The organism is Kosakonia arachidis (assembly GCF_900116535.1).
Lineage (GTDB): Bacteria > Pseudomonadota > Gammaproteobacteria > Enterobacterales > Enterobacteriaceae > Kosakonia > Kosakonia arachidis.
The window spans coordinates 192,043-217,822 of sequence record NZ_FPAU01000005.1 but is presented as its reverse complement, the minus strand read 5'-3'; the positions used below and the strand labels follow the sequence as shown (position 1 = coordinate 217,822).

General features: G+C 54.3%; 19 protein-coding genes, 1 tRNA gene and 1 other RNA gene. 3 read left to right on the top strand and 18 right to left on the bottom strand.

The genetic code is table 11. From position 1 onward, the window contains the following. Nucleotides 1-30: 30 nt before the first annotated feature. The 3 genes from bcsE to bcsG are packed head-to-tail and all read left to right on the top strand — an operon-like array spanning nucleotide 31 to nucleotide 3,456. Nucleotides 31-1,590, top strand: a complete 1,560-nt coding sequence (bcsE, locus tag BM427_RS19100; protein WP_090124261.1) for a cellulose biosynthesis c-di-GMP-binding protein BcsE — start codon at nucleotides 31-33, stop codon at nucleotides 1,588-1,590. Then, a complete protein-coding gene (gene bcsF, locus BM427_RS19095; RefSeq protein WP_090124258.1) occupies nucleotides 1,587-1,784 on the top strand; it encodes a cellulose biosynthesis protein BcsF in 198 nt (65 codons plus the stop codon). The genes bcsE and bcsF overlap by 4 nt, the downstream gene beginning before the upstream one ends. Next, complete coding sequence (gene bcsG, locus BM427_RS19090) at nucleotides 1,777-3,456, top strand: cellulose biosynthesis protein BcsG (protein ID WP_090124255.1); 1,680 nt, start codon at nucleotides 1,777-1,779, stop codon at nucleotides 3,454-3,456. The genes bcsF and bcsG overlap by 8 nt, the downstream gene beginning before the upstream one ends. 38 nt (nucleotides 3,457-3,494) lie before the next feature. Here the strand turns inward: bcsG and BM427_RS19085 are convergent, their stop codons facing one another. The 18 genes from BM427_RS19085 to BM427_RS19000 all read right to left on the bottom strand — a co-directional run bounded on the left by BM427_RS19085 (nucleotide 3,495) and on the right by BM427_RS19000 (nucleotide 25,619). Beyond that, nucleotides 3,495-4,490: a family 8 glycosyl hydrolase gene (locus tag BM427_RS19085; RefSeq protein ID WP_090124252.1), complete on the bottom strand. Its 996-nt coding sequence runs from the start codon at nucleotides 4,488-4,490 to the stop codon at nucleotides 3,495-3,497. Between the two features lie 4 nt (nucleotides 4,491-4,494). Further along, a complete protein-coding gene (gene bcsD, locus BM427_RS19080; RefSeq protein ID WP_090124249.1) occupies nucleotides 4,495-4,977 on the bottom strand; it encodes a cellulose biosynthesis protein BcsD in 483 nt (160 codons plus the stop codon). Beyond that, nucleotides 4,974-8,969 (bottom strand): cellulose biosynthesis protein BcsC, encoded by a 3,996-nt coding sequence (locus BM427_RS19075; protein WP_090124246.1) that lies wholly within the window; start codon nucleotides 8,967-8,969, stop codon nucleotides 4,974-4,976. Before BM427_RS19075 ends, bcsD begins: the two co-directional genes overlap by 4 nt. Nucleotides 8,970-8,983: 14 nt before the next feature. Then, nucleotides 8,984-11,269 carry a cellulose biosynthesis cyclic di-GMP-binding regulatory protein BcsB gene (bcsB, locus tag BM427_RS19070; RefSeq protein ID WP_090124242.1) on the bottom strand — a complete coding sequence of 762 codons (2,286 nt, stop codon included), beginning with the start codon at nucleotides 11,267-11,269 and terminating at the stop codon, nucleotides 8,984-8,986. Then, nucleotides 11,266-13,374, bottom strand: a complete 2,109-nt coding sequence (gene bcsA / locus BM427_RS19065) for a UDP-forming cellulose synthase catalytic subunit (protein WP_090124239.1) — start codon at nucleotides 13,372-13,374, stop codon at nucleotides 11,266-11,268. Before bcsA ends, bcsB begins: the two co-directional genes overlap by 4 nt. A 16-nt stretch (nucleotides 13,375-13,390) precedes the next feature. Further along, nucleotides 13,391-14,194 carry a cellulose biosynthesis protein BcsQ gene (bcsQ, locus tag BM427_RS19060; RefSeq protein ID WP_090124236.1) on the bottom strand — a complete coding sequence of 268 codons (804 nt, stop codon included), beginning with the start codon at nucleotides 14,192-14,194 and terminating at the stop codon, nucleotides 13,391-13,393. Next, on the bottom strand, nucleotides 14,185-14,670 hold the full coding sequence (gene bcsO, locus BM427_RS19055) for a cellulose biosynthesis protein BcsO (protein WP_090124233.1): 486 nt from the start codon (nucleotides 14,668-14,670) through the stop codon (nucleotides 14,185-14,187). The genes bcsQ and bcsO overlap by 10 nt, the downstream gene beginning before the upstream one ends. Continuing rightward, entirely contained in the window at nucleotides 14,657-14,920 is a 264-nt protein-coding gene (locus tag BM427_RS25500; RefSeq protein WP_139234434.1) for a hypothetical protein, read from the bottom strand. Before BM427_RS25500 ends, bcsO begins: the two co-directional genes overlap by 14 nt. Nucleotides 14,921-15,300: 380 nt before the next feature. Beyond that, the gene (dppF, locus tag BM427_RS19050) at nucleotides 15,301-16,314 is read right to left on the bottom strand and encodes a dipeptide ABC transporter ATP-binding subunit DppF (protein ID WP_090124230.1); all 1,014 of its coding nucleotides are present in this window, start codon (nucleotides 16,312-16,314) and stop codon (nucleotides 15,301-15,303) included. Then, nucleotides 16,311-17,294, bottom strand: a complete 984-nt coding sequence (dppD, locus tag BM427_RS19045) for a dipeptide ABC transporter ATP-binding protein (protein WP_090124228.1) — start codon at nucleotides 17,292-17,294, stop codon at nucleotides 16,311-16,313. Before dppD ends, dppF begins: the two co-directional genes overlap by 4 nt. A 10-nt stretch (nucleotides 17,295-17,304) precedes the next feature. Then, nucleotides 17,305-18,207 carry a dipeptide ABC transporter permease DppC gene (gene dppC / locus BM427_RS19040; protein WP_090124226.1) on the bottom strand — a complete coding sequence of 301 codons (903 nt, stop codon included), beginning with the start codon at nucleotides 18,205-18,207 and terminating at the stop codon, nucleotides 17,305-17,307. 9 nt (nucleotides 18,208-18,216) lie between these two features. Beyond that, a complete protein-coding gene (dppB, locus tag BM427_RS19035; RefSeq protein ID WP_090124223.1) occupies nucleotides 18,217-19,236 on the bottom strand; it encodes a dipeptide ABC transporter permease DppB in 1,020 nt (339 codons plus the stop codon). A 134-nt stretch (nucleotides 19,237-19,370) separates the two neighbouring features. Then, nucleotides 19,371-20,978 carry a dipeptide ABC transporter periplasmic-binding protein DppA gene (gene dppA, locus BM427_RS19030; protein WP_090124219.1) on the bottom strand — a complete coding sequence of 536 codons (1,608 nt, stop codon included), beginning with the start codon at nucleotides 20,976-20,978 and terminating at the stop codon, nucleotides 19,371-19,373. 683 nt (nucleotides 20,979-21,661) lie between these two features. Beyond that, a non-coding RNA gene (locus tag BM427_RS19020) (RtT sRNA) lies at nucleotides 21,662-21,778 on the bottom strand. A 37-nt stretch (nucleotides 21,779-21,815) separates the two neighbouring features. Beyond that, nucleotides 21,816-21,892, bottom strand: a tRNA-Pro gene (locus BM427_RS19015). A 91-nt stretch (nucleotides 21,893-21,983) separates the two neighbouring features. Beyond that, the gene (gene eptB / locus BM427_RS19010; protein ID WP_090124216.1) at nucleotides 21,984-23,666 is read right to left on the bottom strand and encodes a kdo(2)-lipid A phosphoethanolamine 7''-transferase; all 1,683 of its coding nucleotides are present in this window, start codon (nucleotides 23,664-23,666) and stop codon (nucleotides 21,984-21,986) included. A gap of 198 nt (nucleotides 23,667-23,864) precedes the next feature. Beyond that, nucleotides 23,865-24,296 carry an organic hydroperoxide resistance protein gene (locus BM427_RS19005; RefSeq protein WP_007369567.1) on the bottom strand — a complete coding sequence of 144 codons (432 nt, stop codon included), beginning with the start codon at nucleotides 24,294-24,296 and terminating at the stop codon, nucleotides 23,865-23,867. Between the two features lie 120 nt (nucleotides 24,297-24,416). Further along, nucleotides 24,417-25,619, bottom strand: a complete 1,203-nt coding sequence (locus BM427_RS19000) for an L-lactate MFS transporter (protein ID WP_090124414.1) — start codon at nucleotides 25,617-25,619, stop codon at nucleotides 24,417-24,419. Nucleotides 25,620-25,780: the final 161 nt, after the last annotated feature.

Sequence of the window (25,780 nt, the reverse complement as noted above, 5' to 3'; positions counted from 1 at the left end):
TACAGACAAATTTGTTTCAAGAGGGACATTGTGGACCCCATATTTTCTATTGGCATTCGGTCGTTATGGGACGAATTGCGTCATATGCCCACGGGCGGCGTTTGGTGGTTAAATACCGATCGCGAAAATGACGCATATAGCCTTATTAATCAAACTATTGCACAGCAAAATACAGAGGCAAATGTCGCGGTTATCGGTATGGATCTCGATCTACGGAGCATCCTTAAACTGGATAAAAATCGCGGTCCAAAAGAAATTCGTCTCTTTTCCATGCCAAACCAGAGAAATAGCCTGTACTTTTTCACCCGCGATTTGCTTTGCACCATTCAGCCTGAGAATTATTTTCTTATACTGCTCTGCGCTAATAATTCCTGGCAGAATATTCCTGCACTCCAAATACATCAATGGTTGGAAAAAACGCATGAGTGGGCAAAATATCAGAATTGCACTCTGCTTGTTATTAACCCTGGCAGCAACAATGACAAACAAGCTTCGATTTTGATGAGTGAATATCGCTCGCTGTTTGGTCTGGCAAGTTTACGCTATCAAAATGGTATGCATCTTTACGATGTCACCTGGTGGTGTAATGAAAAAGGGATCAGCGCCCGGCAGCAACTGGTTCTTCATCACCATGATGACCAGTGGCAATTAGCGAAGCAGGAAGAAACCGCCGTACAACCGCGCAGCGATGAAAAAAGAGTATTAAGCAATGTAGTCGTTCTGGAAGGTGCGCCGCCGCTTTCCGAACATTGGTCTTTATTTAAAACAAACGAAGCCCTGTTTGAAGAAGCCCGCTCAAGCCAGGCGGCAACGCTGATTTTCTCCCTGGCGCGAAACAACCAGATCGACAGCATAGCCCGCCAGGTACATATCCTGCGCCGCCAGCGCGGCAGCAATTTAAAAATTATCGTCCGTGAAAGTCAGGCTAGCCTGCGCGCAACCGATGAGCGATTGTTGCTAGGCTGCGGCGCGAATATGGTTGTTCCCTGGAACGCGCCGCTGTCGCGCTGCCTGACACTGATTGAAAGCGTGCAGGGACAACAATTCAACCGGCTGGTGCCAGAAGATATCACCACCCTGCTTTCCATGACCCAGCCACTGAAGCTACGCGGCTACCAGCCGTGGAATGTCTTCTGCGATGCGATAAGCAATATGGTCAATAATCAACTGCTGCCGCCGGATGGTAAAGGGGTGTTGGTTGCACTGCGCCCGGCACCGGGTATTCGCATTGAGCAGGCACTTACCCTCTGTCGCCCTAACCGCATGGGGGATATTGTCAGCATGAGCGACAACCGGTTGGTGATGTTTCTATCCTTTTGCCGGGTCAACGATCTTGATACCGCCCTGAACCATATTTTCCCGCTGCCAACGACCGACATCTTCTCAAACCGAATGGTGTGGTTTGAAGATAATCAGATCGCCGCAGAACTGGTGCAAATGCGGATGCTGGCACCGGAAAAATTGCCTAAACCGCTGCCTGAGACTGCCAAAATGGAGAAAGTCATTAATGCCGAACATGACGGTACTGGCTGGCGGCGTATTCCGGAACCTTACTGCTTATTCAGTGACACCACGGGGCGCACATCATGATGTCAGTCAGCGATATCGTTCAGCTTATCATCTTCTGTGCACTGATCTTTTTTCCGCTGGGCTACCTTACGCGCCACTGGATACGCCCTATTCGGTCCGCATTTCGGATCTTATTTACCCGACCTCGCTATATAAAACCGGCAGGCACATTGCGCCGGGAATTGTTCGCCAAGGCAGACCGCAAACATGACTAATTCATCGACGACCACTGCAACGCCTTTGCCGCTGTGGCAATACTGGCGCGGCCTCTCCGGCTGGAATTTCTATTTTCTGCTGAAATTCGGTTTGTTATGGGCGGGTTACCTTAACTTTCATCCGCTGCTGAACCTGGTATTTATGGCATTCCTGCTGATGCCGTTGCCACGGGTGAGGTTACATCGTCTGCGCCACTGGATCGCGCTGCCGATTGGTTTTGGTCTCTTCTGGCATGACACCTGGCTGCCCGGCCCGGAAAGTATGATGAGCCAGGGCTCAGAGGTTGCAGGCTTCAGCGCAGACTATCTACTTGATCTGGTGACCCGCTTTATCAACTGGCAAATGATTGGCGGGGTTTTTGTCCTGCTGGTCGCATGGCTGTTTTTGTCTCAGTGGATCCGCGTTACCGTGTTTGTCGTCGCTATTATGATCTGGCTGAATATGCTGACCCTGACCGGGCCGGCATTTAACTTATGGCCTGGCGGCCAGCCAACCACCACGGTCACAACGACCGGCGGCGGTGCGGCTGCAACCGTCGCAGCGGCAGGAGACACCCCGGTAGTGGGCGATATGCCTGCGCAAACCGCGCCGCCGACCTCGGAAAACCTGAATGCTTATCTTGCCAGTTTTTACGCCTCGGAAGAGAAACGCCAGAGCACTTTCCCGGCGCAACTTCCCGCCGACGCCCAGCCGTTTGACCTGCTGGTCATCAATATCTGTTCCCTTTCATGGGACGATGTCGAAGCGGCAGGGTTAATGTCGCACCCGCTGTGGTCGCACTTCGATATCGTATTTAAACACTTCAACTCTGCCACCGCTTACAGCGGTCCGGCGGCGATTCGTTTGCTGCGAGCCAGCTGCGGCCAGCCATCACATAAAAACCTCTATCAGCAGGCCAACAACCAATGCTATCTATTTGATAATCTGGCGAAACTTGGTTTTACTCAGCAGTTGATGATGGACCATAACGGCGAGTTTGGCGGCTTCCTGAAAGAGATCCGCGATAACGGCGGCGTACAGGTGCCGTTGATGGATCAGTCTGGTCTGCCGCCTGTGCTGCTCGCTTTTGATGGTTCGCCGATCTATGACGATACCGCCGTGCTGAACCGCTGGATGGCGTCGGATAACGTCAAACAGGGGCAGCGCACTGCGACCTTCTACAACCTGCTGCCGCTGCATGACGGGAACCACTATCCGGGAGATCGTAAAACGGCGGATTACAAACTGCGCGCGCAGAAACTGTTTGATGAGCTGGATGCCTTCTTCACACAGCTGGAAAAATCCGGGCGTAAAGTAATGGTGGTGATGGTGCCGGAACACGGCGCGGCGCTGAAGGGCGACAAAATGCAAGTTTCCGGTCTGCGGGATATCCCAAGCCCGTCAATTACCAACGTACCGACAGCAATTAAATTCGTCGGCATGAAAACGCCCCATCAGGGCGTGCCGATTGAGATTAACCAACCAAGCAGCTTCCTGGCGGTATCAGAACTGGTGACGCGCGTGCTGGATGGCAAAATCTTCACCGAGGACAGCGTCAACTGGCAGCAACTCACCAGCAATCTGCCGCAAACGGCACCGGTTTCTGAAAACGCCAACGCCATTGTATTGCAGTACCAAAACAAGCCGTATGTGCGCCTGAACGGTGGCGACTGGGTACCGTATCCGCAGTAACGTCCTGTCCCTCTCCCACATGGGAGAGGGACAATCGGTTAGCGCTGCTGCGCCAGCCACACCAGCATCTTCAGGCTGGCAGAGTAGTAATCATCCTGCGCGGTGATTTGCGGCTCGGCCAGTCGTTCTCCCAGCGTTAAATCGCGAACCGCCAGCAGACCATCATTCATCATATAAGGCGCTGTTTCGTTGGTCGCCACATTCACCCAGGCCGGCGTTTGATTGCGATTAAAGCCCTGCCACCAGTTACGCCACGGCGTCAGCAAGGCGCTTTGCGGATCCTGCCAGCTGATATACAGCGGAATACGGATAGCATCATAACTCATGCGCGGTGGCCATTGTGTAGCCGGGGAAAGCTTGCCATCCGCCGCCAACGAAACCCAGTCTGTTGGGAGCTGCGCTTTACCAAACCGCATTTTTCCCAGCAGTTTTTGCCCGTCGGTGATCAAATCGCGCCATACCACCTGGTGGCTCCGTTTCGCGAAATCCTGCCACGCCGGGAAGATGAAATAGGCGGGATTCAGGTTCACATAGGTGTTGAGATTGAAGCCATTCGCGCCTGGCAGCATCACGCGGTAACCGGCATAACTCACCACGGTATGTTTCAGCACAGCCTGCGTGATAGCGTCTGATGCACTGGTATAAGCAGGCACATTCCAGCGCTGTCCCGCTTTCAGCAGCGCCCAGGCCAGCAGAACATCGCCATCTGTCGCATCGTTTTTATCGGCAACCGGATCGGCTTCCACCGGGTTATAACGCCAGAAAAACAGGCCGTTATCTTTATTCCTCAGGGTCTTATTCGTCCAGTTCCATATGCTGTCAAAGGCCGTCCGGTCATCACTGGCCACCGCCATCAACATGGCATAACCCTGGCCTTCAGTATGGGAAACGTTTTTGTTGCCGGTATCGACGACGCGTCCATCCGGCATTAAAAAACGGGCTTTATAACTATCCCAGGCCGTAGAAGCCTGGGAAAATGACGTAAACAACAGACTCACCATCACCACCAGCGCAGCGAAGACGCGTTTCAACATGGGTTTACTCACTTGGGTTAGCGTAACGGAAGAGAACATCCGACACAGAATAGAGCCTTTCGCGAGTAAAAACGAGACTTGTCACGCCGCCCTGCTCCTGCATCCAGCGAGTATACAGTCCCTCAAGCACGGCGCAAAAGGCAAAGCACCAGCGGGTCCGGTGCGCTTCTTCCCGCGCGACCGGCAAGCCCTGATGACGAAATGCCAGCCCGTCATCACGGGTATCAATATCGATAAAACCCCAGTTAAATAGCGCCAGTTGCGCATTGATATTGGCTTCCAGTTCGCCGACGGTTTCCGACGGCGGAAGCGGCGTGCGTTCCGCCATCGTCTCGCCCATCTGGCGCAGGAACGGCAGACTTTCCGCTTCGCCGACGTTGCTGACCATACCGTCAATCATCACGCTCAGCAGATCGAACCAGCCTGGTGCCGTTTGCTGCTGCTGAAACCACGAGAGCAGCGGCGTATCAGAAGTGTGTGTCATCATTTGTCTCCCAACATGTACCGGAGCCAAATCCCGGCGGTGCTTTCGTTATAATTGCCGAAGGTGTCGTAGCCGACTCTGCCTCCCACCGTCATATTTTTATTCACGTTGTAATCCAGCCCCGCATGGAAGTTGTAGCCGATACCGTTTTTCGACGTGCCCTGGTACTGCGCCTCTTTAATAAAGCCCAGATCCGCCAGTTGCTGGAGCATCTTCTGTGCTTCAGGCTCGGTCGGGAAATAGTCGCTTTTATCCTGGGTATAAGACTGATAACCCAGGGCACCGCCAATGCTTAGCTTCCAGTTATCGATTTTCTGCGAAAGATCGACCGGTAAAGAGACGCTGACATAGTTCTGCGGGCTGAAGTAACCGCCCTGGCCGTAAGTGAAGTAGCTGAGGTTCTTCGAGAAATCCATCCAGCCCACGCTCAAACCGGCCTGCAACTGGCGGAAATCGTCGTGCCACGGACGTAAATAGACCCCGGCATTAGCGTTCATACTGGTGTTGCTGGCAACATCCGTTCCGAGATAGCTATAACCCCCACCGCCGATGTAAAACCCGGCATCGCCATCATCGTAACTTAACTGTACCGATCCACCATTCTTGGTGACCTGCCCCCAGCGCTGACCGGAGTATTTATCCTGTAGCCCGACATATGACAGCAGGCTATCGGTGATCGCGCGGCGTTCGCCAGTGAAGATCAGCGTCAGGTAGTTGGTTAGTTTCGGCGACCACTTCACGCCGCCCACTAGCGAGGTAAGATCCTGCCCGAGCGGCGTGCTGCCGATATCCAGCTTGTAGCTGTCGCCGCTTAGCGCCATATTCAGCTCTACGCCGCTAGCGTTTTGCGAATCGGTCGAGGCGTTAATCGCATCGTTGTAATTCTTCTTGTAATTTGATGCGCTCAGGCTTTTCAGGCGGCTCGACCCCAATAAAGAAGTCAGATTGTTGTAACCCTCATCGGTAAACGGCGTCAGTTTGCTGGCATCGGCGTAACGTGCCAGATCGGTAAACTTATCGCTGCCGTCCGTTGCCGTAGAACTATTGGCATTGTTGATGGAGGTGGCAATGTTGCTTGCCGCATCCGCCAGTGGGTTTGAACCATAACGACGCCAGGCGTCGCCCGAAGCGCTACCGGAACTGAGGCTGACCGGCGTGGCGGTAAATTCAAAGCGCGCATCGCCGAACGGCGAGCTGGACCAGGTGAGCGGTGCTTTCGCTTCCGTTAACTTGCTGGTGCCGGTTTCCCCATCGCGACCGCGAATATCCACTTCGCCTTGCAGCCACATGCCGGTTTTTTCGTTCATCTGTTGCATCATGTCATCCACCTGACGCAGCGTACGGCTTTGCGCCGTTTCTACTGGCAGATCGGTACGCGTAGTGCCCGGCAGATTACTGCCTGGTTCACGTGCGACCTGCGCCACCTGCCACGGTAACGTCTGCCCATACAGCGACTGCGGCGCAGCCGTGTCAGCCGTGGTTTTACTGGTGGTCATAAACGGGTTATCAGCCAACAAAACGCCGCCAATTGTTGGCGTGGCCGCGCTGTTGGTTGACTCAAGCCCCACCAGCTTGCCACGTGCGCTACGCAACAAGGTCATCGCCTGCTGATGGTTGCCCTTCGCCTCTTCCAGCCGCGCCAGCAGCAGCAGGCGTTCCGGTGAACTGTTACTGCGCAGGCCATTCGCCAGCATCTGTGCTTTATCAATGTTATTTTCCGCTAGCGCCACATCAATCGCGCCGACGCGCGCGGCCTGATCGCTGCTGTCGCGCGTCATCAGGTAGTCATACAGCACGCCTGCTTCTTTGTTCATTTTGCCGCTCTGGTAGAGACGGCCCATGGCGAACATCAAATCGGTATTCTGCGGATCGCTTTGCAACGCGCGAATCAGTTTGTCATAGGCGGCGGCGTAGTTGCCCTGCTCGCGCAGACGATCGGCTTCATTAATCACATAACCGTTACGCACGCCCGCCAGTTGCGCCGGGGTGCTGCGCGCCTGCATCTCCGGGCTGGAAACAAACGTCTGCGCTTCCTGGTTAAGTCCGGCCTGATTCAACACGGCAATTTGATCGGCGTAATCTCCGGCATTGCCCTGCACCCCATGCTGCATATTCGCCCGCACCAGCGAAACCGCTGTTGTAAGATTGCCGGTTTGCGCCAGCATACGCGCCAGTTTCCCGACATCGGCCGGACTTTCCGGCGGCGTGCTGGCGAGCGCGTTCAGGGTATTCGACGCGGCAACAGTATTGCCCTGCGCCAGATAACGATCGGCGGTCGCCATTTGCAGGTTGAAGTTCACCCGGCGGGCGAGATCGCGCGTCTGGCTGTTTTGCCCCGCCGGCGAGATCCGCGACAACAACGAGCTGGCCTGCTGCCAGCCGCCATTTTCACTGGCGAACAACGCAGCAGCATACAGGGAGCTGGCACCCACGCCGCTGCTTTGCGCCGGAAGCATGACATTCGCCGCTTCACTCTGCTGGCCGGATTGTTGTAATAATCGCGCCAGATCGAGACGCAGCCACGGATCGTCCGGTAACCGCTCAACACCCTGACGCAATAGCGCAATCGCCTGCGGCGTATTGCCGCTGGTAGCCAGTTGTTGCGCCTGCCGACGTAGCGGATCGCCCGGCGCACCGGTCACCACGCGCGGTTGCAGCTTCGCTTGCAAGCTGGCCGGTAAGGTTCGCAGTATGCTCTGGGCTTCTGCCGTTTTATTTTGATCGCGCAGAACGTAATAGAGGTTTTCGCGCGCCGGGGCATTCTGTGGCTGGTCGTTCAGAATAGCGCGCAGCGCCTGTTCCGCCTGCGGGTAATCTTTGTTCTGGCGTAACACATCGGCGCGGAACAGTTTTGCCGCCGTTCCCCGCTCGCCGCTCTGCTGTGCCAACGGTGCGGATAAGGCCAACGCCTGGCTAACATTGCCCTCTTTCAGAGCCTGTTGCGCCTGCGCCAGTTGGCCATAAAACGCCGCATCTTCCGCCTGTGTTTTGCGCTCGGCGGAGGCATCGCCACCCTGACTTGCTGCCCGGTTCAGGTATTGTGCCGCCGCCTGATAATCACCGTTGCGCTGCGCGATATAGCCCATGCCCGCCAGTGCATCAGCATCTTGTGGGTTGGTTTGCAGCACCTGCTCAAACTGTCGCTTCGCCGTACTGGTGTCGCCGCTGTTCAGGGCGGTAAAGCCCGCGCCTTTAGCGGCGCCACCGATGTTTTTACGGTAGTAATCCTGAACTTCGCTGTCCTGTGGATGGCGCTGCAGCCAGGTGTCGTAGAAGTGCTCATCGCCGGACTGCGGCCCAAGCCACAGCAGTGCCTGACGTAAACCGGCATCGGCATCTTTGCTGCCGCTGGCCATCGGTTCGAGCATTAAAATTCCGTCGCGGCGCGTCTCTGCACGCCAGGTGAGCATCTTGCCCAACGCCACGCGCGCGGCATTGTCCTGCGGATCCTGCGCCACAATACGCTGCATTTGCGTCAGCGCCTGCGGGTAGAGCGCTTTGTCACTCGCCATCGTCAGGTAATATTCCGGCGCCAGACCCGGCGGCGGCGTATTGCCGTTAAACAGGCTGCGCCAGGTCTCCAGCGCAGCCGGAATATTACCGCTCCGCGCCTGTTGACGCGCCAGCGTAAGCTGTCCTTGAGGCACCTGCGCCATCTGTCTGGCGTTATCCAGCGCCTGCAATTCGCCATCGCCGGGCGCAGTTTGCGCCAGCCGCGAACGCCACTGCGCGGCGGTCTGCAAATCGCCATTTTGCTGTGCCCACAGCGCCATCAGATACATCGCCTGGGTGTTATTGGCATCAACCATCAACACCTTTTTCAGGGACTCCATCGCCAGGTCGTCATGGGATTTTTCATGCCAGTAGTTGGCCTGATCGAACAGCGCTTTTAATGCCGCATCATTCGGCGCGGCCTGTGCCTGCGCGGCAACGCTGAGCGCAAGTGCACCGGAGAGGCAAATGGTCGTCCACCGGTGGGCGGTTTTGTTTCGCATTGTGGTCACCCTTTTCACTTGCTGTTCTCCGGATCCAGACGTTTACGCTCACGCTTTTTCAGCGCCAGATAGAGCAACCAACCTGCCAGCGAACCGACCAGCAGTCCCAGAATGGCCAGCAACGCTGAATGTTGATTTGCATACCAGACCACCATCATCTGCGGTGGCATTTGACCGCTCGGGAACTGTTCGCCGACGCGGAAGCTGCGTACGCCGTTTTCATTGGTGATGATGGCGGCATCGCCGCGAATACCGGCGTTAATTCGCGCCGAGGCCAGATCGCTATGCAGGTGCGCAAGCTGTTCATCGCTGCTACCCAGCGCCAGTACCACCAGGCGATCATCGTTCCACGGCGAGCGGAAACTGATAAAGCCACGCCACGCTTCGTTAGAGGAGAAGTAGCGGTCGGCCTCCAGCCCTTCGGCCGCCCAGTCGCCCGCCATCCAACGCTGCACTTTCTGCCACAGGGACGGCGCGCGCACGCCCAGCGTATTGTCATGGGTGATAAACGGCGAGCCTGCCAGCAGCGCATGGTTGAAGTCGTGCTGCTCCATGCCAGTGACTGCAAGCACGTCGCGATCGCGCACCAGTTCTTGCAGGCCACCGCCGGTGGGAACACCGAGCACCACGCGGTTATGTCCCAGCGCCGTCCCGGTAGCATTGCCCGATCGCGCAGCCATATCCAGCAGCGTGGCGAGCTGCGTTTCTGACGGATTCTGCGGCAGCATCAGCACCGTTTCTGAAGCGTCCGCCATGCGAGTAAACGGAAACGACGCGCCAACGAAATAGGAGAGGTTCGGCAGCAGCGCAAAGTGACGCGTGTGGCTTAAATCGATCCATGAATCATCGTCAATGCGGCTCTTGATGTTGTTGTTGAGCAAAGTGCTGCACGGCGCATTCTCTTTCGGCACGATGTTGAAGTAGAGCGAGAGCTGGTTATCGCCGTAGATCATGTACGGTTCCAGCGGCATATCGAACGACTCCTGACGTGCATCGCCGCCCAGTTTGCGCCACAACGTTTCCAGCGCACCCTGTTTATTGACCGGCAGGTTGTGCAGGAAAGTGTCGTTCATGGTCATACTCAGCCAGGAGCGCTGCTCGTCGATCCAGTTTTCCGTCGGGAAGCGGTAACCAATATGCAGTGGGATGGTTTCGCCGTCCCACAAAAACAGATCTGGCGCAGCGCGAAACGCCACCTGCAATGGCGAGTGCCAGATCCCGGTGACGGTCAGGTTTTGATCTTTGCGGATCAACTCATGGAGCTTGATGGGACGATTGGTTGGGATCCAGCGCGGCGCATCATAGGGTTTGCTTAACGGAATGGTCTGCGCCGTAACATCAAGTGCAGGTGTTTGCGGCGGAAAATTGCCCCGCGTTAGCCGCCAGGCCGCCGCACGCAGTTCGTGTTCATCTTTGCCAACGACCAGTAGCAATTTGTACACCGGGTTCGCCGGGTTATCGATGATTTTCAGCAATGGCTGCGTGGTTTGCGGAAGCGTCAGGCCGCCGATTTGCTCACCGGGGTGACCGATCAGGATGCCGTTCTGCTCCGGCAGACGGTCGTGAAACGCCGCAAACGAGATGCCGCGATAATCGGCCTCGATCCCCATCCACGAGGAGATCAATGCGCCGGCGCTAATGGCATCAGCGCTCAACGTCGCGCCGAATGCCATCGCAATAGTCGTCGGCGACATCTGCATGCTGTCGAAAAACGGGCGCGGGAAGTGGCTAAGATCGGCACCGACATCCAGTTGCTGCCCTTCCAGCTCAAAACGCGAATCCGGCAGGATGGTGACACGATACTTATCGTTCAGATCGCGCTGGCACTGCATCGCATCACCATCATTGATTTTGAAGCTCAGGTTGTTGCTGGAAACCATCAGTGCTGCCGGAATATCCAACTGGTAGCGCGACAAATCGCTATCGGTTGCGGTCAGCGGTACGGTGCCCAGCGGCTGGCCGTTAAGCATCAATTGCAGGGTAGCATTACGCGCCGCCATTGCCGGGGAGATCTTCAGATTCAGCGCCAGCCGGGCGTTGGTAATCACCTGATCCATCGGCAGGGTAAAATCGATGCCGCCCTGGAACTGGCCACCGCTCAGGGTTAACCCCTGCGGTTGCCCCATCTGTGCCAGACTAACGCTGTTGACCACAGATGGCACAAAAGCCGATGCGCTTTGCGCCGTTGTCGGCGGGGGTAAATCGACCGGTAGCAGCGACGAAACCGTTGTTTCCTCACTGTGCAGCGGCGCCATAAACAGTGTACCGACCAGCATAGCCAGCGTTGTCAGACGTTTCATACGCTGCCCTCCTTCGCCTTCGCCGCCAGTTCTGCCTGCAGGCGGCGGTTTTCCCGACGCGATTTCCAGGTCAGCCAGAAGAGATCAAAGACGCTATGCACAATGGTCAACATCGAACGGAACGGATTATCCTGCGGTTTCGGCGGATGGATCCAGGCGTCCGCACGGGAAAGCACCACGCGCACCAGTTCACGGCGGCGCGACGGCGGAATATCGTCGAACATCAGGCGGATATACTCCGCATCGCTGGCGATGATGCGAACCGGAATGGCAATTGCACCCGATTGCAGTAACAGTTCAATCTCTTCGATTTCATCGCTCTGATGGCGTTCGTCCGGCACCACGATGCGGCAGCCGCCCATCGATAAATCGGCGGTCTGGCTGCGCGAGGTAATACCGCTGGCATAGTGGATCAACACCGGAATATCGACATCAATACGGATTGTTTTACGGGTCTGCCGGGTTTCCCGCGCCACGGCAATCGCCGCCAGCAGGAAGATCAGACTGTACAGCCCCCAGCCAACGTTGAGAGCGATAACGCGCGGATCAACGCCAAAATAATCATGAGCGCAGGCGCGGACAATCCCGGCAACTACGCCAGCGGCCAGCAATATCGCGATAATCAAATGCGGACGCACCACGCTGAAATCGAAATAGCCAACGTTCAGCAAGCCACCTTTATCGGTAACGTTAAATTTCCCACGTTTCGGGAACAGCATGGTGACCATTGTCGGCAGGGCAATATGGAACGCCAGCACGATGTCATAAATCTCTCCCCAGAAGCTATAACGGAAACGCCCGTTCAGACGCGAATTAACGTACACCGCAAGGAACAGATGCGGCAGCGCGTAGGCAAAGACCAGACTAGCCGAGGAGTGAATAATGTTCAGGTTAAACAGCAAATAAGCCAGCGGCGCGGTCAAAAAGGCGATTCGTGGCAGCGCAAACTGGTAATAAAGCATCGCACTCAGGTAGCACAGGCGCTGTGGAAGGGTCAGCCCGCGCCCCAGCAGCGGATTGTCGAGGCGGAAAATCTGCGTCATGCCGCGCGCCCAGCGGGTACGCTGGATCACATGCAGTACCAGACGTTCAGTCGCCAGACCGGCGGCCAACGGGATATCGACAAACGCCGTGCCCCAGCCCAGACGCTGTAATTTCAGCGCAGTATGTGCATCTTCAGTGACCGTTTCCACGGCAAAACCGCCAATTTCCTCCAGTGCGCTGCGACGGATCACCGCGCACGAGCCGCAGAAAAAGGTGGCGTTCCAGTTGTCGTTACCTTGTTGGATCGGGCCGTAGAACAGCGAACCTTCATTGGGAATATTACGGCCTACCGACAGATTGCGCTCGAACGGATCCGGTGAATAGAAGTAGTGTGGCGTCTGCACCAGCGCCAGTTTCGGATCTTTCAGGAAACCGCCGACCGTGGCTTGCAGGAAAATTCGCGTGGCGACATGGTCGCAGTCGAAGACGCAGATCAGCTCGCCGTGGGTAAGCTTCATCGCGTGGTTCAGGTTGCCAGCTTTAGCGTGCGCGTTGTCGCCACGCGTGATATACCCAACGCCGACATCGGCGGCGAACACTGCAAACTCCCGGCGTTTACCGTCATCGAGCAGGTAGATTTTCATCTTATCGCGCGGGTAATCAATACACTGCGCGGCGAGTACCGTATCACGCACCACATCCAGCGGTTCGTTGTAGGTCGGAATGTAGACATCCACCGTCGGCCACAGGCTCATATCATCCGGCAGTTGCACGAGTTCACGCTTCAGCGGCCACACTGTTTGCAGATAACTCAGCAACAGCATCACCCAGACATAAACTTCCGCCAGGAACAGACCCATGCCAAGCAGGGTTTCAATCTCAGAGTTAAAATGTAGGGTTTGCGTCAGGCGGAAATAGATATAGCGTGTCGACAGCAGCGCCGACATTACGACCAAAATTACTGAAATGCTGCGCTTTTTACAAAAACCAAGCAGGAACAAAATGCCGATGCTGATCAGGCCAAAAATATACTGCTTTTGACTGTCCATTGGCGTAATGACCACCAGCAGAGCGACAGGAACCATTGCCAGCACCAGCAAAACAGAAAGAAACTTTTTCATAGGTTGCCCGTGAGCGTTAGAAACCAGACATGCGCGGCGAGTTGTGAACCGTCCCGTCACCGATTTTGACGCCTAAAATACCGGCGACGCGTTTTGCAATGAGTTCAATATCGAAAGCCGCTGCAGAAGCCGGGCTAAAATCGAATACCGACTGCTGTGAGGCGTTCGCTTCGGCAACGCTTTCATCGCGGTGCAGCACGCCCAGAAGCTGGTTGCCAAGGCGCTGTTCAAGGAACGTGGTGACATCACGGCTGATCTGACGGCGGTTGTCGCTCTGGTTGACCACAAAATAATGGCCGGCTTTACGGTTGAGTACCTCTCCCGTCAGGCGGTTGTTTTCGATTTGCGGCAGCAGGGAGAGCGATGCCGTATCTGCCAACAACGTCACCAGATGCACATCAGCTAGCCGCGACATGGCTTTTAACGCAGCCGACGGCCCTGGCGGAAAATCGGCGATGATGATCAGCCCAGGGTAGTTCAAAAGCGCATTCAGCCCACGCGTTAAAAAGTGCTCGTCATTCGCCAGCCGCTCTTCAAATGTGAGGCGCTGCTCTTCCGTGGTATCGCCATAAGGCAGGACGAAGATATTGCCACCCGCGGTAAGGACAAACTGGCTCCAGTCCGACGACTCCGCCGCTTTGGTAACGTAGCCGCGACCATCCGTGAGCGGTACGCCGAAATGCAGGCGCAGCGAATTCTGCACGTCAAAATCGAGCGCCAGCACTTTACTGCCTGAACGGGCCAGCGCGTACGCCAGATTCGCCGTCAGGGTCGTTTTTCCGACACCGCCTTTCGGCGAACAAACACAAATCAACGGCATGACGCGATCCTTTCTAACAAGGAGTGTAATGGCTGGTTTTTTTCCGTTTTCGGCTTTGCTTCCCGTGCCTTAGCGGCGAAGAGTTGCGCATAATTGACGGCGGCCGATTTTGCCCCTCCGGCAGTCAGTGCTCTCACCGGGGCGGGCTCATGCGCCGGGGGAGGCATGACCGTCGGAATCTGGCTGGCAACCGCTTGAAAAATTGAAGGGGTTGGTGTTGGCACCGGCTCGTTGACGTTAGCAGCGGACGCGTTCTCTGTGCTGGCAAAGCGATCCGGTTCAACGGTTTGCGGGACGGGAACAGAAATATGGTCGCCCATGCTCAGCGTCGATGCATCCGTTACCGGGGAAAGCTGCTGGATCAGCGTCCAGTTTCCCTGGTCGCTGCCAGGGTTTTGCGCGGAGAGATCCTTAAAATTGTGTTTCTGGTTGCGGGTTTTATCCTTAAACCTCTGCAAATCATCATAATGATTCATTGTTAATCTCATGATTTACAAGATAATATTTTTCCACCGCTGCTAAAGATCTCAGCGCCCAGGTATTGGTCGAGTTGTGTCTTTTTATTTTGGCTGTGCTGTGTTGCGTGGGTACAAGATAATGTTTCGGCGATGGTATTCCGCCTGTTTTTACGTGCTGCATTTCAGCACTGCTAACTAAATGTTTATTTACGGTAAATATATAAACAATACCCATGCGTGTGCCATCTTTTTTTGTCACAACAGCCATTAAAGTATCAACACCCAAAAATTAGTGGCATTATAGATATAATGCCAATTTTAAACTAAATTTATATTTATTAATCTTAATTTATACTTGATTAAAAGAGTAATAATCCAGAAAAAGGAATGGCGTTTTTAATTTTTTATTACTTTTTGAAATATTTAGAAATAACTATTGCGGATCATAAAACTGTTTTATTCCGCTAACCCATTATTCCTGCTGAAATTATCTCTCCGTCCGTTTTTTAAGGGAAATTTATTGCAAGTTCCAAAATTAAGCCGGAACGTTTATAAGAATTATCAGCGGCGGAAAATATCGACTGCCCGTATTCTGAGTAAGATGACAGGCCCGGCAACGGCAACCTGAACGCTGCCGGGCACAGTGGATTACGCGTGCGGTTTCTCGCCGTTCTCATCCTGGTCGACGGCAAAACAGGCGACCAATTGGCCACCGTAATCTTTCAGTTGCGGCTGCAGTTGCGTGCAGGGGCCGAAACAACGGGAGCAGCGGGCGTTAAACGCACAGCCCGGCGGTGGATTAAGCGGGCTTGGCAGCTCGCCGGTCAGTTTAATGCGCTCGCGACGCTCATCCGGATTCAGACGCGGTGTTGCAGAGAGCAACGCCTGAGTATACGGGTGACGCGGGTTAGAGAAGATCTGGTCTTTCGTGCCTTTCTCAACACAGCGGCCGAGGTACATCACCATCACTTCATCGGCGATATGCTCAACCACAGAGAGATCGTGGGAGATAAAGACGTAAGAGAGCCCTAAATCCTGCTGCAAATCCATCATCAGATTGAGCACCTGCGCGCGCACGGAGACGTCCAGCGCGGAAACCGGTTCATCGGCAATCACGACGTCCGGATCGAGCATCAGACCGCGGGCGATAGCAATACGCTGACGCTGACCGCCGGAGAACATATGCGGATAGCGATCGTAATGCTCGGTTTTCAGACCGACTTTCGCCATCATCGCCAACGCTTTTTCCCGACGCGCCTCTTTGCTGAGAGAAGTATTAATCAGCAAAGGTTCTTCGAGGATCTGCCCCACTTTTTTACGCGGGTTCAGCGAGCCATACGGGTTCTGGAAGACAATCTGGATCTTCTGTCGACGCAGCTTCTGCGCATGGGGATCGTGTTTCAGCAGATCCTGCCCCTGGTAATACAGTTCGCCGCCAGTCGGGGTTTCAATCATCGTCAACAGACGGCCAAGCGTGGATTTACCACAGCCGGATTCGCCCACCACTGCCAGCGTTTTACCGCGCTCCAGGGTGAACGACACGCCATCCAGCGCTTTCACCAGACGTTCCGGGGCAAATATCCCCTTCTTCACCGGGTAGTATTTTTTCAGGTCGATAGCCTGCAACAGCGACTGCTGTATGGTGGCCTCGTGCGTACTCATAGTGTTGGCCTCCCGGCGTCATCGAGTGGGTAGTGACATTTGGACTGACGGCCGCCATCGACGGTGTTCAGTGCCGGTTCCTGCTCGCGGCATTTATCCGTTGCATACGGGCAGCGCGGATTCAGCAGGCAGCCATTGGGACGGTCATATTTGCCCGGAACAACACCCGGCAGCGAAGCCAGACGCGCTTTGTCCTGCGCAAACTCCGGTAGAGCGCGCAGTAGCGCCTGGGTGTAAGGATGACGCGGCGCGCGGAAGATATCTTTCGCTTCGCCGCTTTCCACCACCTGGCCGGCGTACATCACAATGATTTTGTGCGCCGCTTCCGCCACCAGCGCCAGATCGTGAGTGATCAGGATCAGCGCCATATTCTCTTTTTGCTGCAACTCCAGCAAAAGCTCAATGATCTGCGCCTGGATGGTCACATCCAGCGCAGTGGTGGGTTCATCGGCAATCAGTAGTCTTGGCTGGCAGGCAATCGCCATGGCAATCATCACGCGCTGGCTCATACCGCCGGAGAGCTGGTGCGGGTATACGTCCAGACGCGAAGCCGGATCGGGAATACCGACCTGCGTCAGCAGGTCAATTGCGCGCTGACGACGAGTTTTCTTATTCCCGCCCTGATGCACCTTAATCGCTTCCATAATCTGGAAACCAACCGTGTAGCAAGGGTTCAGGCTGGTCATCGGATCCTGGAAAATCATCGCCACTTCGGAGCCCACCAGACTACGGCGCTCTTTTTCCGAAATGCGTTTCAGATCCTGACCGTTGAACTCCAGGTTTTCGGCCATTACGCGGCCGGGGAAATCAATCAATCCCATAATCGCCAGTGAACTGACGGATTTACCGGAGCCGGACTCACCGACGATACCAACCACTTCGCCCTGGTTCACGCTGTAACTTACACGGTCTACAGCGCGGAACTCGGAGCCAACATCGCCGAAGTGCACCGATAATTCATCTACATTTAATAACGCCATCTCGAACCTCTTACTGCTTCAGTTTGGGATCGAGCGCGTCACGCAGGCCGTCACCCATCAGGTTAAATGCCAACACCGTCAGCAAGATCGCGACGCCCGGGAAGGTCACGACCCACCAGGCACTCTGTGCGAACTGCAACACGTCGGAGAGCATAGTGCCCCACTCCGGTGTTGGCGGCTGCGCACCCATGCCAAGGAAGCCAAGGGCGGCCATGTCGAGAATGGCGTTCGAGAAACCCAGCGACGCCTGAACGATCAGCGGCGCAAGGCAGTTGGGGAAAATATTGACAAACATCTGGCGCATCGCGCCCGCACCGGCAACACGGGAAGCCGTCACGTAATCGCGATTCACCTCCACCAGCACGGCTGCGCGCGTGAGTCGCACATAGTGCGGCAGGGCGACAAATGTCAGCGCCAGCGAGGCGTTGACGATCGACGGGCCAAAGATAGCCACCAGCACCAGCGCCAGCAACAAGCTCGGCAGCGCCAGCATAATGTCGACGACACGCATAATGATGTTGTCGATAACACCACCAAAGTAACCGGCTACCAGGCCGAGCACGATGCCCGCAATGAGCGACAATAAGACGACCAGACAGCCCACCAGCAGTGACAGACGGGCGCCAAACATCAGGCGCGACAGCGTGTCGCGGCCCACATCATCGGTACCCAGTATGTGCGTCCAGGTGCCGCCGTCCTGCCAGACCGGCGGCGCCAGCATCGCATCACGGAACTGATCGGCCGGGTTGTGCGGTGCAAGGAAGTTAGCAAACACGGCGATAATCAGCATGATCAACACGTAAGCCAGGCCAACAACCGCACCTTTGTTACGTTTGAAATAGTGCCAAAACTCCTGCAACGGCGTCATCGGTACCGGTGCCGTAATAACTTTATTTTCAGTAACTTGTGACATGATGGCCCCTTACTTCTTATGCCGAATACGCGGGTTCACCACGCCGTAGAGCAGGTCGACCAGCAGGTTGACGAGGATAATCATCGTCGCGACCAGCAATACCCCACCCTGCACCACCGGATAGTCACGGCGTTGCAGCGCATCAATCAACCAACGACCCAGACCCGGCCAGGAGAAGATGGTTTCCGTCAGAATCGCGCCCGCCAACAGCGTGCCGACCTGCAAACCGATAACTGTCACCACCGGCAGCATGGCGTTGCGTAGCGCATGCACGATAATCACACGCATGCGGGTCAGCCCTTTTGCGCGCGCGGTACGGATGTAATCTTCACCCAGCACTTCCAGCATAGAGGAGCGGGTCATACGCACGATCACCGCCAGCGGAATGGTACCGAGCACAATGGCTGGCAGAACCATATGCGCCACGGCATCGATAAAGTTACCCTTCTCGCCCCAGATGGCGGTGTCTATCAGCATAAAGCCGGTTAACGGATTGCTGTCGTCAAGGAACACCATATCGCTGACGCGTCCGGAGACTGGCGTCAGGTTGAGTTGCACAGAGACCAGCATAATCAGCATCATGCCCCACCAGAAGATAGGCATGGAGTAGCCGGTCAGCGCAAGACTCACCGCAGTATGATCGAAAATAGAGCCACGTTTGACGGCGGCCAGCACGCCCACCGGAATACCCACAGCGACCGCAAAAATCATGGCGCAGATACCGAGTTCCAGCGTCGCTTTAAAACGCGGCACAAACTCGTCCCACACCGGAAGTCGGCTCTTCAGAGAGATGCCTAAGTCACCGTGTAATACGCCCCAGACATAGTGGACATATTGTTCCCAAAGCGGCTTATCAAGGCCAAGTTCAGCCAGCAATTGAGCGTGACGCTCAGGAGAGATACCACGCTCACCCGCCATGATCATTACCGGGTCGCCGGGGATCATATGGACAAAGGCAAAGGTGAGAAGGGTGATACCGATAAACGTTGGGATAACCAGCCCCAGACGTCGGAGAATGAACTGCAACATAACCCGGATTCTCAGTAGTGACGCAGCGCCTGGCGGTGTCGCGTCTGTATTGCTCACAAACAGGAATTCCCTCCGCAGAGGGAAAACACATTACCCCCTCTCCCGAAGAGGAGAGAGGGCAGCTATCGTACTTATTATTCGACAGACACGTTTTCGAAGTGGTGTTTGCCTAATGGATCAACAACATAGCCTTTAACTTCTTTACGCACCGGCTCATACACGGTGGAGTGAGCGATGATCAGCGCCGGAGCCTGATCATGCATCACTACCTGAGCCTGTTTGTAGAGTTCAACACGCTTGTTGTGGTCGTCGGTTGCGCGAGCCGGTTGAATCAAATCTTCAAACGGCTTGTAGCACCAGCGAGAATAGTTGGAACCGTCTTTCGCCGCTGCGCAGCTGAACAGGGTGGCGAAGAAGTTATCCGGATCCCCATTGTCGCCGGTCCAGCCCATCATGACCGCCTGGTGTTCGCCCGCTTTCGCGCGCTTCAGGTATTCACCCCACTCGTAGGTCACGATTTTGGCTTGTACGCCGACTTTCGCCCAGTCAGCCTGAATCATCTCAGCCATACGGCGAGCGTTCGGGTTGTACGGACGCTGTACGGGCATTGCCCATAATTCAACAGTAAAGCCTTTATCCTGACCAGCTTCTTTCAGCAGTTGTTTCGCCTTTTCAGGATCGTAGGTGTAGTCTTTAACGTCATCGTTATAGCCCCACATGGTTGGCGGGATCAGGTTTTTCGCCGCCACGCCAGCGCCCTGGTATACCGCTTTGATGATCGCTTCTTTGTTCACCGCGTACGTTAACGCCTGACGCACTCTCACGTCATCAAACGGTTTCTTCTCGGTGTTGAAGGACATATAACCAACGTTCAGGCCAGCCTGTTCCATCAGTGTGATGTTTTTGTCCTGCTTCATACGAGCGATATCTGCCGGGTTCGGGTATGGCATAACCTGGCACTCGTTTTTCTGCAGTTTGGCATAACGTACGGACGCATCCGGGGTGATGGAGAATACCAGACGATCGATTTTCGGCTTGGTGCCCCAGAAACCGTCAAATGCTTTGTACAGGATGCGGGAATCTTTCTGGTATTGCACCAGCTGGAACGGGCCGGTACCGATCGGGTCGAGGTCCACTTTCTCCGGCGTACCGGCTTTCAGCATGTTGTCCGCGTACTCTTTGGAGAGAATGGAAGCAAAATCCATCGCCAGGTCGGCCAGGAACGGCGATTCCGGACGGGTCAGCACGAACTGAACGGTATTGTCGTCGACTTTCTTCACTTCGCTAATCAGGTCAGGCAGGCCCATGCCTTCGAAGTATTCGTAGCTGCCGCCAGAAACTTTATGGTACGGGTTCTGATCGTTTTTCTGACGGTCGAAGGAGAACACCACATCATCCGCGTTAAAATCGCGTGTCGGTTTGAAATCTTTGTTGTCCTGCCACTTCACGCCTTTACGCAGATGGAAAGTGTAGGTTTTGCCATCGGGGCTGATATCCCACTTCTCAGCCAGTCCCGGAATCACTTCCGTGGTGCCGGTTTTGAATTCCACCAGACGGTTATAAATCGGTACGGAGCTGGCATCATAGGTGGTACCAGAGGTGAAAAGCTGTGGGTTAAAGCCTTCAGGCGAGCCTTCAGAACAATAAACCAGGGTTTTAGCCTGCACGCTTGCCGCGACGGTCATGGCCACCAGGCTAAGACCGAGCTTCAGCATCCCTGACTTCTTCAAGGAAATACTCATTGATTCTGCTCCAATGTGATATGTGTTGTTACCCATGCAGTGGGTATGTCCGACAGACCTTTATTAGTTTTTTACCCGGTCTGGTCGGTTGTGCCCGAGGGCGTTATGAGAGATGGGGATTCCTTTCACAAGGTTGACTGAGTTGCAGTGCAGATTCTCCTTGAAATGCCCCTCATGCCCTACAATCTGTCAACAGAATGTCAAAACGTCAATACAGGTAACCGGGATTTACATCGACGGTGAGAATCGACAAACAAAGTTTAAAAAAACTTCAAGCCTCTATTTTCAGCAGGGAAATTTGTGCTACTACCTAAATAGCAGAATAATTCGCTTATTAACCACACTGAGGCAGTGATTAAGTTTAATGCAGATTATGAAAAATTTCTTGCAGAATGATGATTATCTGAGCGATTAATGCCGTGAACGCTAAAACGCACAGCGAAAAATGCTGCGATTATCCATAAGCAACGCGAAAAAAGATCCAAACATATATAAAAAAATACAATGGAATATCGTACAAAATTGTGAACTGGCAGCGAGAAATGGGGATAACGGAGATTTTTGATAATTTCATCGAATAGTGCTGTGGTTATCTGCTCTACGGGTTCCCGCCAGTGCGGTAAGACGAAGCGGCCATCAGGCTATTTTCAGAATGCAGCGCAGAAAGCAAAAAACCAACCTTATGGTCGATGATAGAGGTGGCTCGCCCTGCGGGCCGTTGCTGAAGCAACGTTCTCTCGCGATGCTCGAGTCGCACCTCTTCCCCCGGAAGTTCTCATCCTCTTTTTGAGGGCTGAAAACAAAAAACCCAACCTTGCGGTTGGGCTTTTTTGAATTTGGTCGGTGATAGAGGATTCGAACCTCCGACCCCTTCGTCCCGAACGAAGTGCGCTACCAGGCTGCGCCAATCACCGAATGCGGGGCGCATATTACTGCCGTGGTGTTACCCCGTCAATCCCCTGGTGTAAAAAAGCATACTGACTGGCGATAAAGCCAGCAGAGCGCTTACTTCGCCGCCTGAGTCGGTAAATGACACCAGTTATTGTTCTCGTTAATCCCACCATTTGGCGAGGTATAACCGAGGCAACCCATAATAGTGTCGTACAGTTCAACTTGACGACGCGGCGTTTTAAACGCGGCCTGCTGTTTAAGCCGGGCAAACATCTGCGCCTTTTGCGGATCCTCAAGATACTTGTCGGACATCCACACCATCATCGGCACACGGAACTGCTCCGGTGGCGCCATTTTGCGTGGCGTACCGTGCAAATGTTCCTTTTCATTGATCGACTCGCCGTGGTCAGAGGCATAAAAGATGATCGCTTTTCGGTCGCGCATCTTATCAATCACACTATCAATAAAATGATCCACATAGCTGACGGAATTATCGAAGGAGTTGATCATCTCTGCTTTGCTGCACTTGTCATCGACGCCGACGCACTCCGGTGTCCACTGCGCAAAGCTGCGCGGATAACGCTGGGTATAGTTAAAGTGTGAGCCTTTGGTATGCATAATAATCAAATGCTTACCTGCGGATTTATTGTCGAGCGAATTCTGCATTTCATTGATAAGCAGCATATCATCCACGCTTCTGCCACGGTTACGCGGTTCGGCGCCAATCTGCTCGCGATAAGCGATGTTGTCGGCCATGGTATTGCTGTAGAACCACATCTCGCTCTGCATAGCGTACAAATCGCTGGCGAAGCCCAACTGTTTAAGCACGGCAAAGACGTTTTGCTCTTTCAGTGTGCGCTGCGGGTTATCTTCCGCGCCGCCTTCACGGACAAACATACAGCGCAGAGAGAGCTTGGTCGCGGTGTCACATGAGTAACCGCGAAACGCCACGAGGTTCTTCTCCTTTGCCAGATTCGGCGTGGTATTGCGGGAGTAACCCAGCAGCCCCATATGATCCCAACGCGTGGTCTCGCCAATAATGAATACCACCCAGGTATCATCGATATCTTTTGGCGCGACATAGGTAAACTTCGTCGCCGGGTTGATCAGCGATTTATTGCCGGAGGATTCATCCACCTGTGCCCAGGCATACAGCCCCAGCGCAGAAAGCCAGTTTGACGGCAGATAAGAGTTCGCCACAACCCCGCCATAGCTCGGCATATCAACCTTTGACGTCCGCTCGTCCTGTTTCTGCTGCATGTCCAGCAGGCGGATTGGCCCCCAGACCAGCAACCCCGCCAACAACACCAGCCCCAGGCTGCGAATGCGCATCCCCGGCGTACGCAGCTCGTTCAGCAATGTAAAGCGGCAACGGTTACCCCAAATCAGCAACAACGGCAGGGCGCTCACGACCACCATCCAGGCAATAAGCTGCCAGCCCACCACTTCTTTAGAAAGATCGATGTCCGTGGTCATTACCGAAGCAATAATGCCATAGCCAATCACCACATTGAGAAATGTCATGTAGTAGCTGGCACCTGCGGAACACAACACCACCAGCGAAGCCAGCACGCGCCAGATACGGCGTCCCGTCAGCGACAACAGACGTAATAAAAAGAAAGTGACCAGTACCGTCCCAACGAGTTCGACAACTGCAGAGATACCTTTCAACGCAGTGAAGGATTGCGCATATCCATCAAACCGACGGAAAAAAACCGCGCTATTCATAAACAGACCGATATATAGCGCTAGCAGGAAGCTCAGCTTCTGCTGCGTCATTGTTTTGATATAACTCATGCAAGCAACTCGACAACTAAAGGGAAAAAACCTGACTCAGGCAGGCTATTAATTAGCAGCGGAAGTTAACACCGGAAACTTCTGAAGCGTGGTAAGTAGACCATAGCGGGGCGGAAAAGTGTCATGCGGAAAGCTTAACCAGCCATATATTTTATAAATACATGGCTGGTGTCAGAAAATTAGCACTAAAAGGCGCTATCAGGAGGTGATCACGTTAAGTTTTACGTCAATATTGCCACGCGTTGCGTTGGAGTAAGGACACACAATATGGGCTTTTTGCACCAGCGCTTCAGCTTCCTGATGATCCATGCCCGGCAGGTGAATATCCAGCTGCGCTTCAATACCAAAACCGGTCGGTAGCGGGCCAATGCCAACTTGCCCTTCAATGTAAGCATCCTGCGGTACTTTCTTTTTCTCTACCGAGGCAACATGTTTCAGCGCGCCAAGGAAACAGGCTGAATAACCTGCGGCAAAAAGCTGCTCCGGGTTAGTGACTTCACCGCCAGCACCGCCCATCTCTTTGGGTACGCCAAGTTTTACATCCAGAACGCCGTCAGAGGAGGTGGCACGACCATCACGGCCACCGGTTGCTTTTGCTTTAGCACGATAAACCACTTTTTCTAAAGACATCTATAAACTCCTTCAGTAGGGAAGAACCTGACCAATAAGGATAGACGCTCTGGAGAAGGTTGGTGGCAGAGACAGAAAAACCGTCAAGACGACGGCTTTTCATATTATTTGTCGGTTAGATCAGGCGTGCGCTTCTTTATAGACGCTACGCTGCGGCTGACGAATGGTAGTGGAGAGCGCCAGCGAAAGAATCAGCAGTGCGAAGATAACGCAGAAGGTGACATAGAAGCCGCCAAACACCGATGCAATCAGCGAACCACAGATACTGCCGATACCGAAGCCCAGGTAAATCACTCCGTAGTTTTTCGCCAGGTTGTTGAGGCCAAAGAACTCGCTGACCAGCGACGGGAACACGGTGATCGTACCGCCGAAGTTAAAAGCGACACAGGCAATGGCTGCGAAGAACGTGGTCGCATTCAGCGGTGCGAACAGCAAAGCAGCCATACCGACCAGCGAAATCACCTGACCGATAGTAATCACACGGATGCGGGAGATTTTGTCCGACAGGATGCCAAGAACCAGGCGGCCGCTGAGGTTAGCAATGGAGATAATAGTGACCGCATTCGCCGCTGTTACTATATCCAGATGAACCATGCCCTGGGCGATATCTTTTGCAACACCAATCACATACAGTCCGCTCATGCAAGCTGTGAGGAACATCACGGCCAGCATCCAGTATTGTGGTTTGCGCATGGACTGCGCCAGGGTAAAGTCGTTTTCAACAACGCCATTCACGGTAGCGACTTTCTGTTGCGGCGCATCGGTCATCAGAGTTGCACCAAAGACAATCATCACCAGCGCAATCAGACCCCAGATAACAAAAGTTTTTTCCAGGCCAACACTTGCCAGCAACTGGCTGTCGATGAATTTAAAACCGAGGCTGCCGAGGCCGTAAGAACCAATAGAGAAGGCAGAAATCAGGCCTTTACGTTCCGGGAACCATTTCACGCAGTTGGAGAGCGTTAACAGATAACCCGCACCATCGGCCAGACCCACCAGCACACCTGCGCTCATCCACAGCATCAACAGGTTGTTGGAGTGCGCGGTCAGGAAGAACCCCAGACCCAGCAGAATACCGGAAGCCATGGTGACGCGTTTCACGCCAAAGCGTTCCTGCAATTTCCCAGCAATAGAGGACGAGAGCGCAAGGCCAAGGCTCAACAAACCGAAAGAGAACGCAATCTGACTGACGGGCTCGTTCAGTTTTTCCGCCAGCGAGCTGTTGAACAGGCTCCAGGTATAAACAGACCCTAACGCGAATTGCGTAATAATGGTACCGATCAGTGTCAGCCAGCGTGTGTGATTAGCAGTTGAAGTTTTCATGGCAGTTGTCCTGCAGAAATAAAAGAGAAGTTTCACTGCCGACAACCATAACGAAGCGCATTTCATGCCGGGTGAAAAAAGGCATGAAATGCAGCCGGTGGGGAATGAAATGCATCTAAGCGGGAATGAATGACACAGTGAAATTTCAGGCCATCAATAAA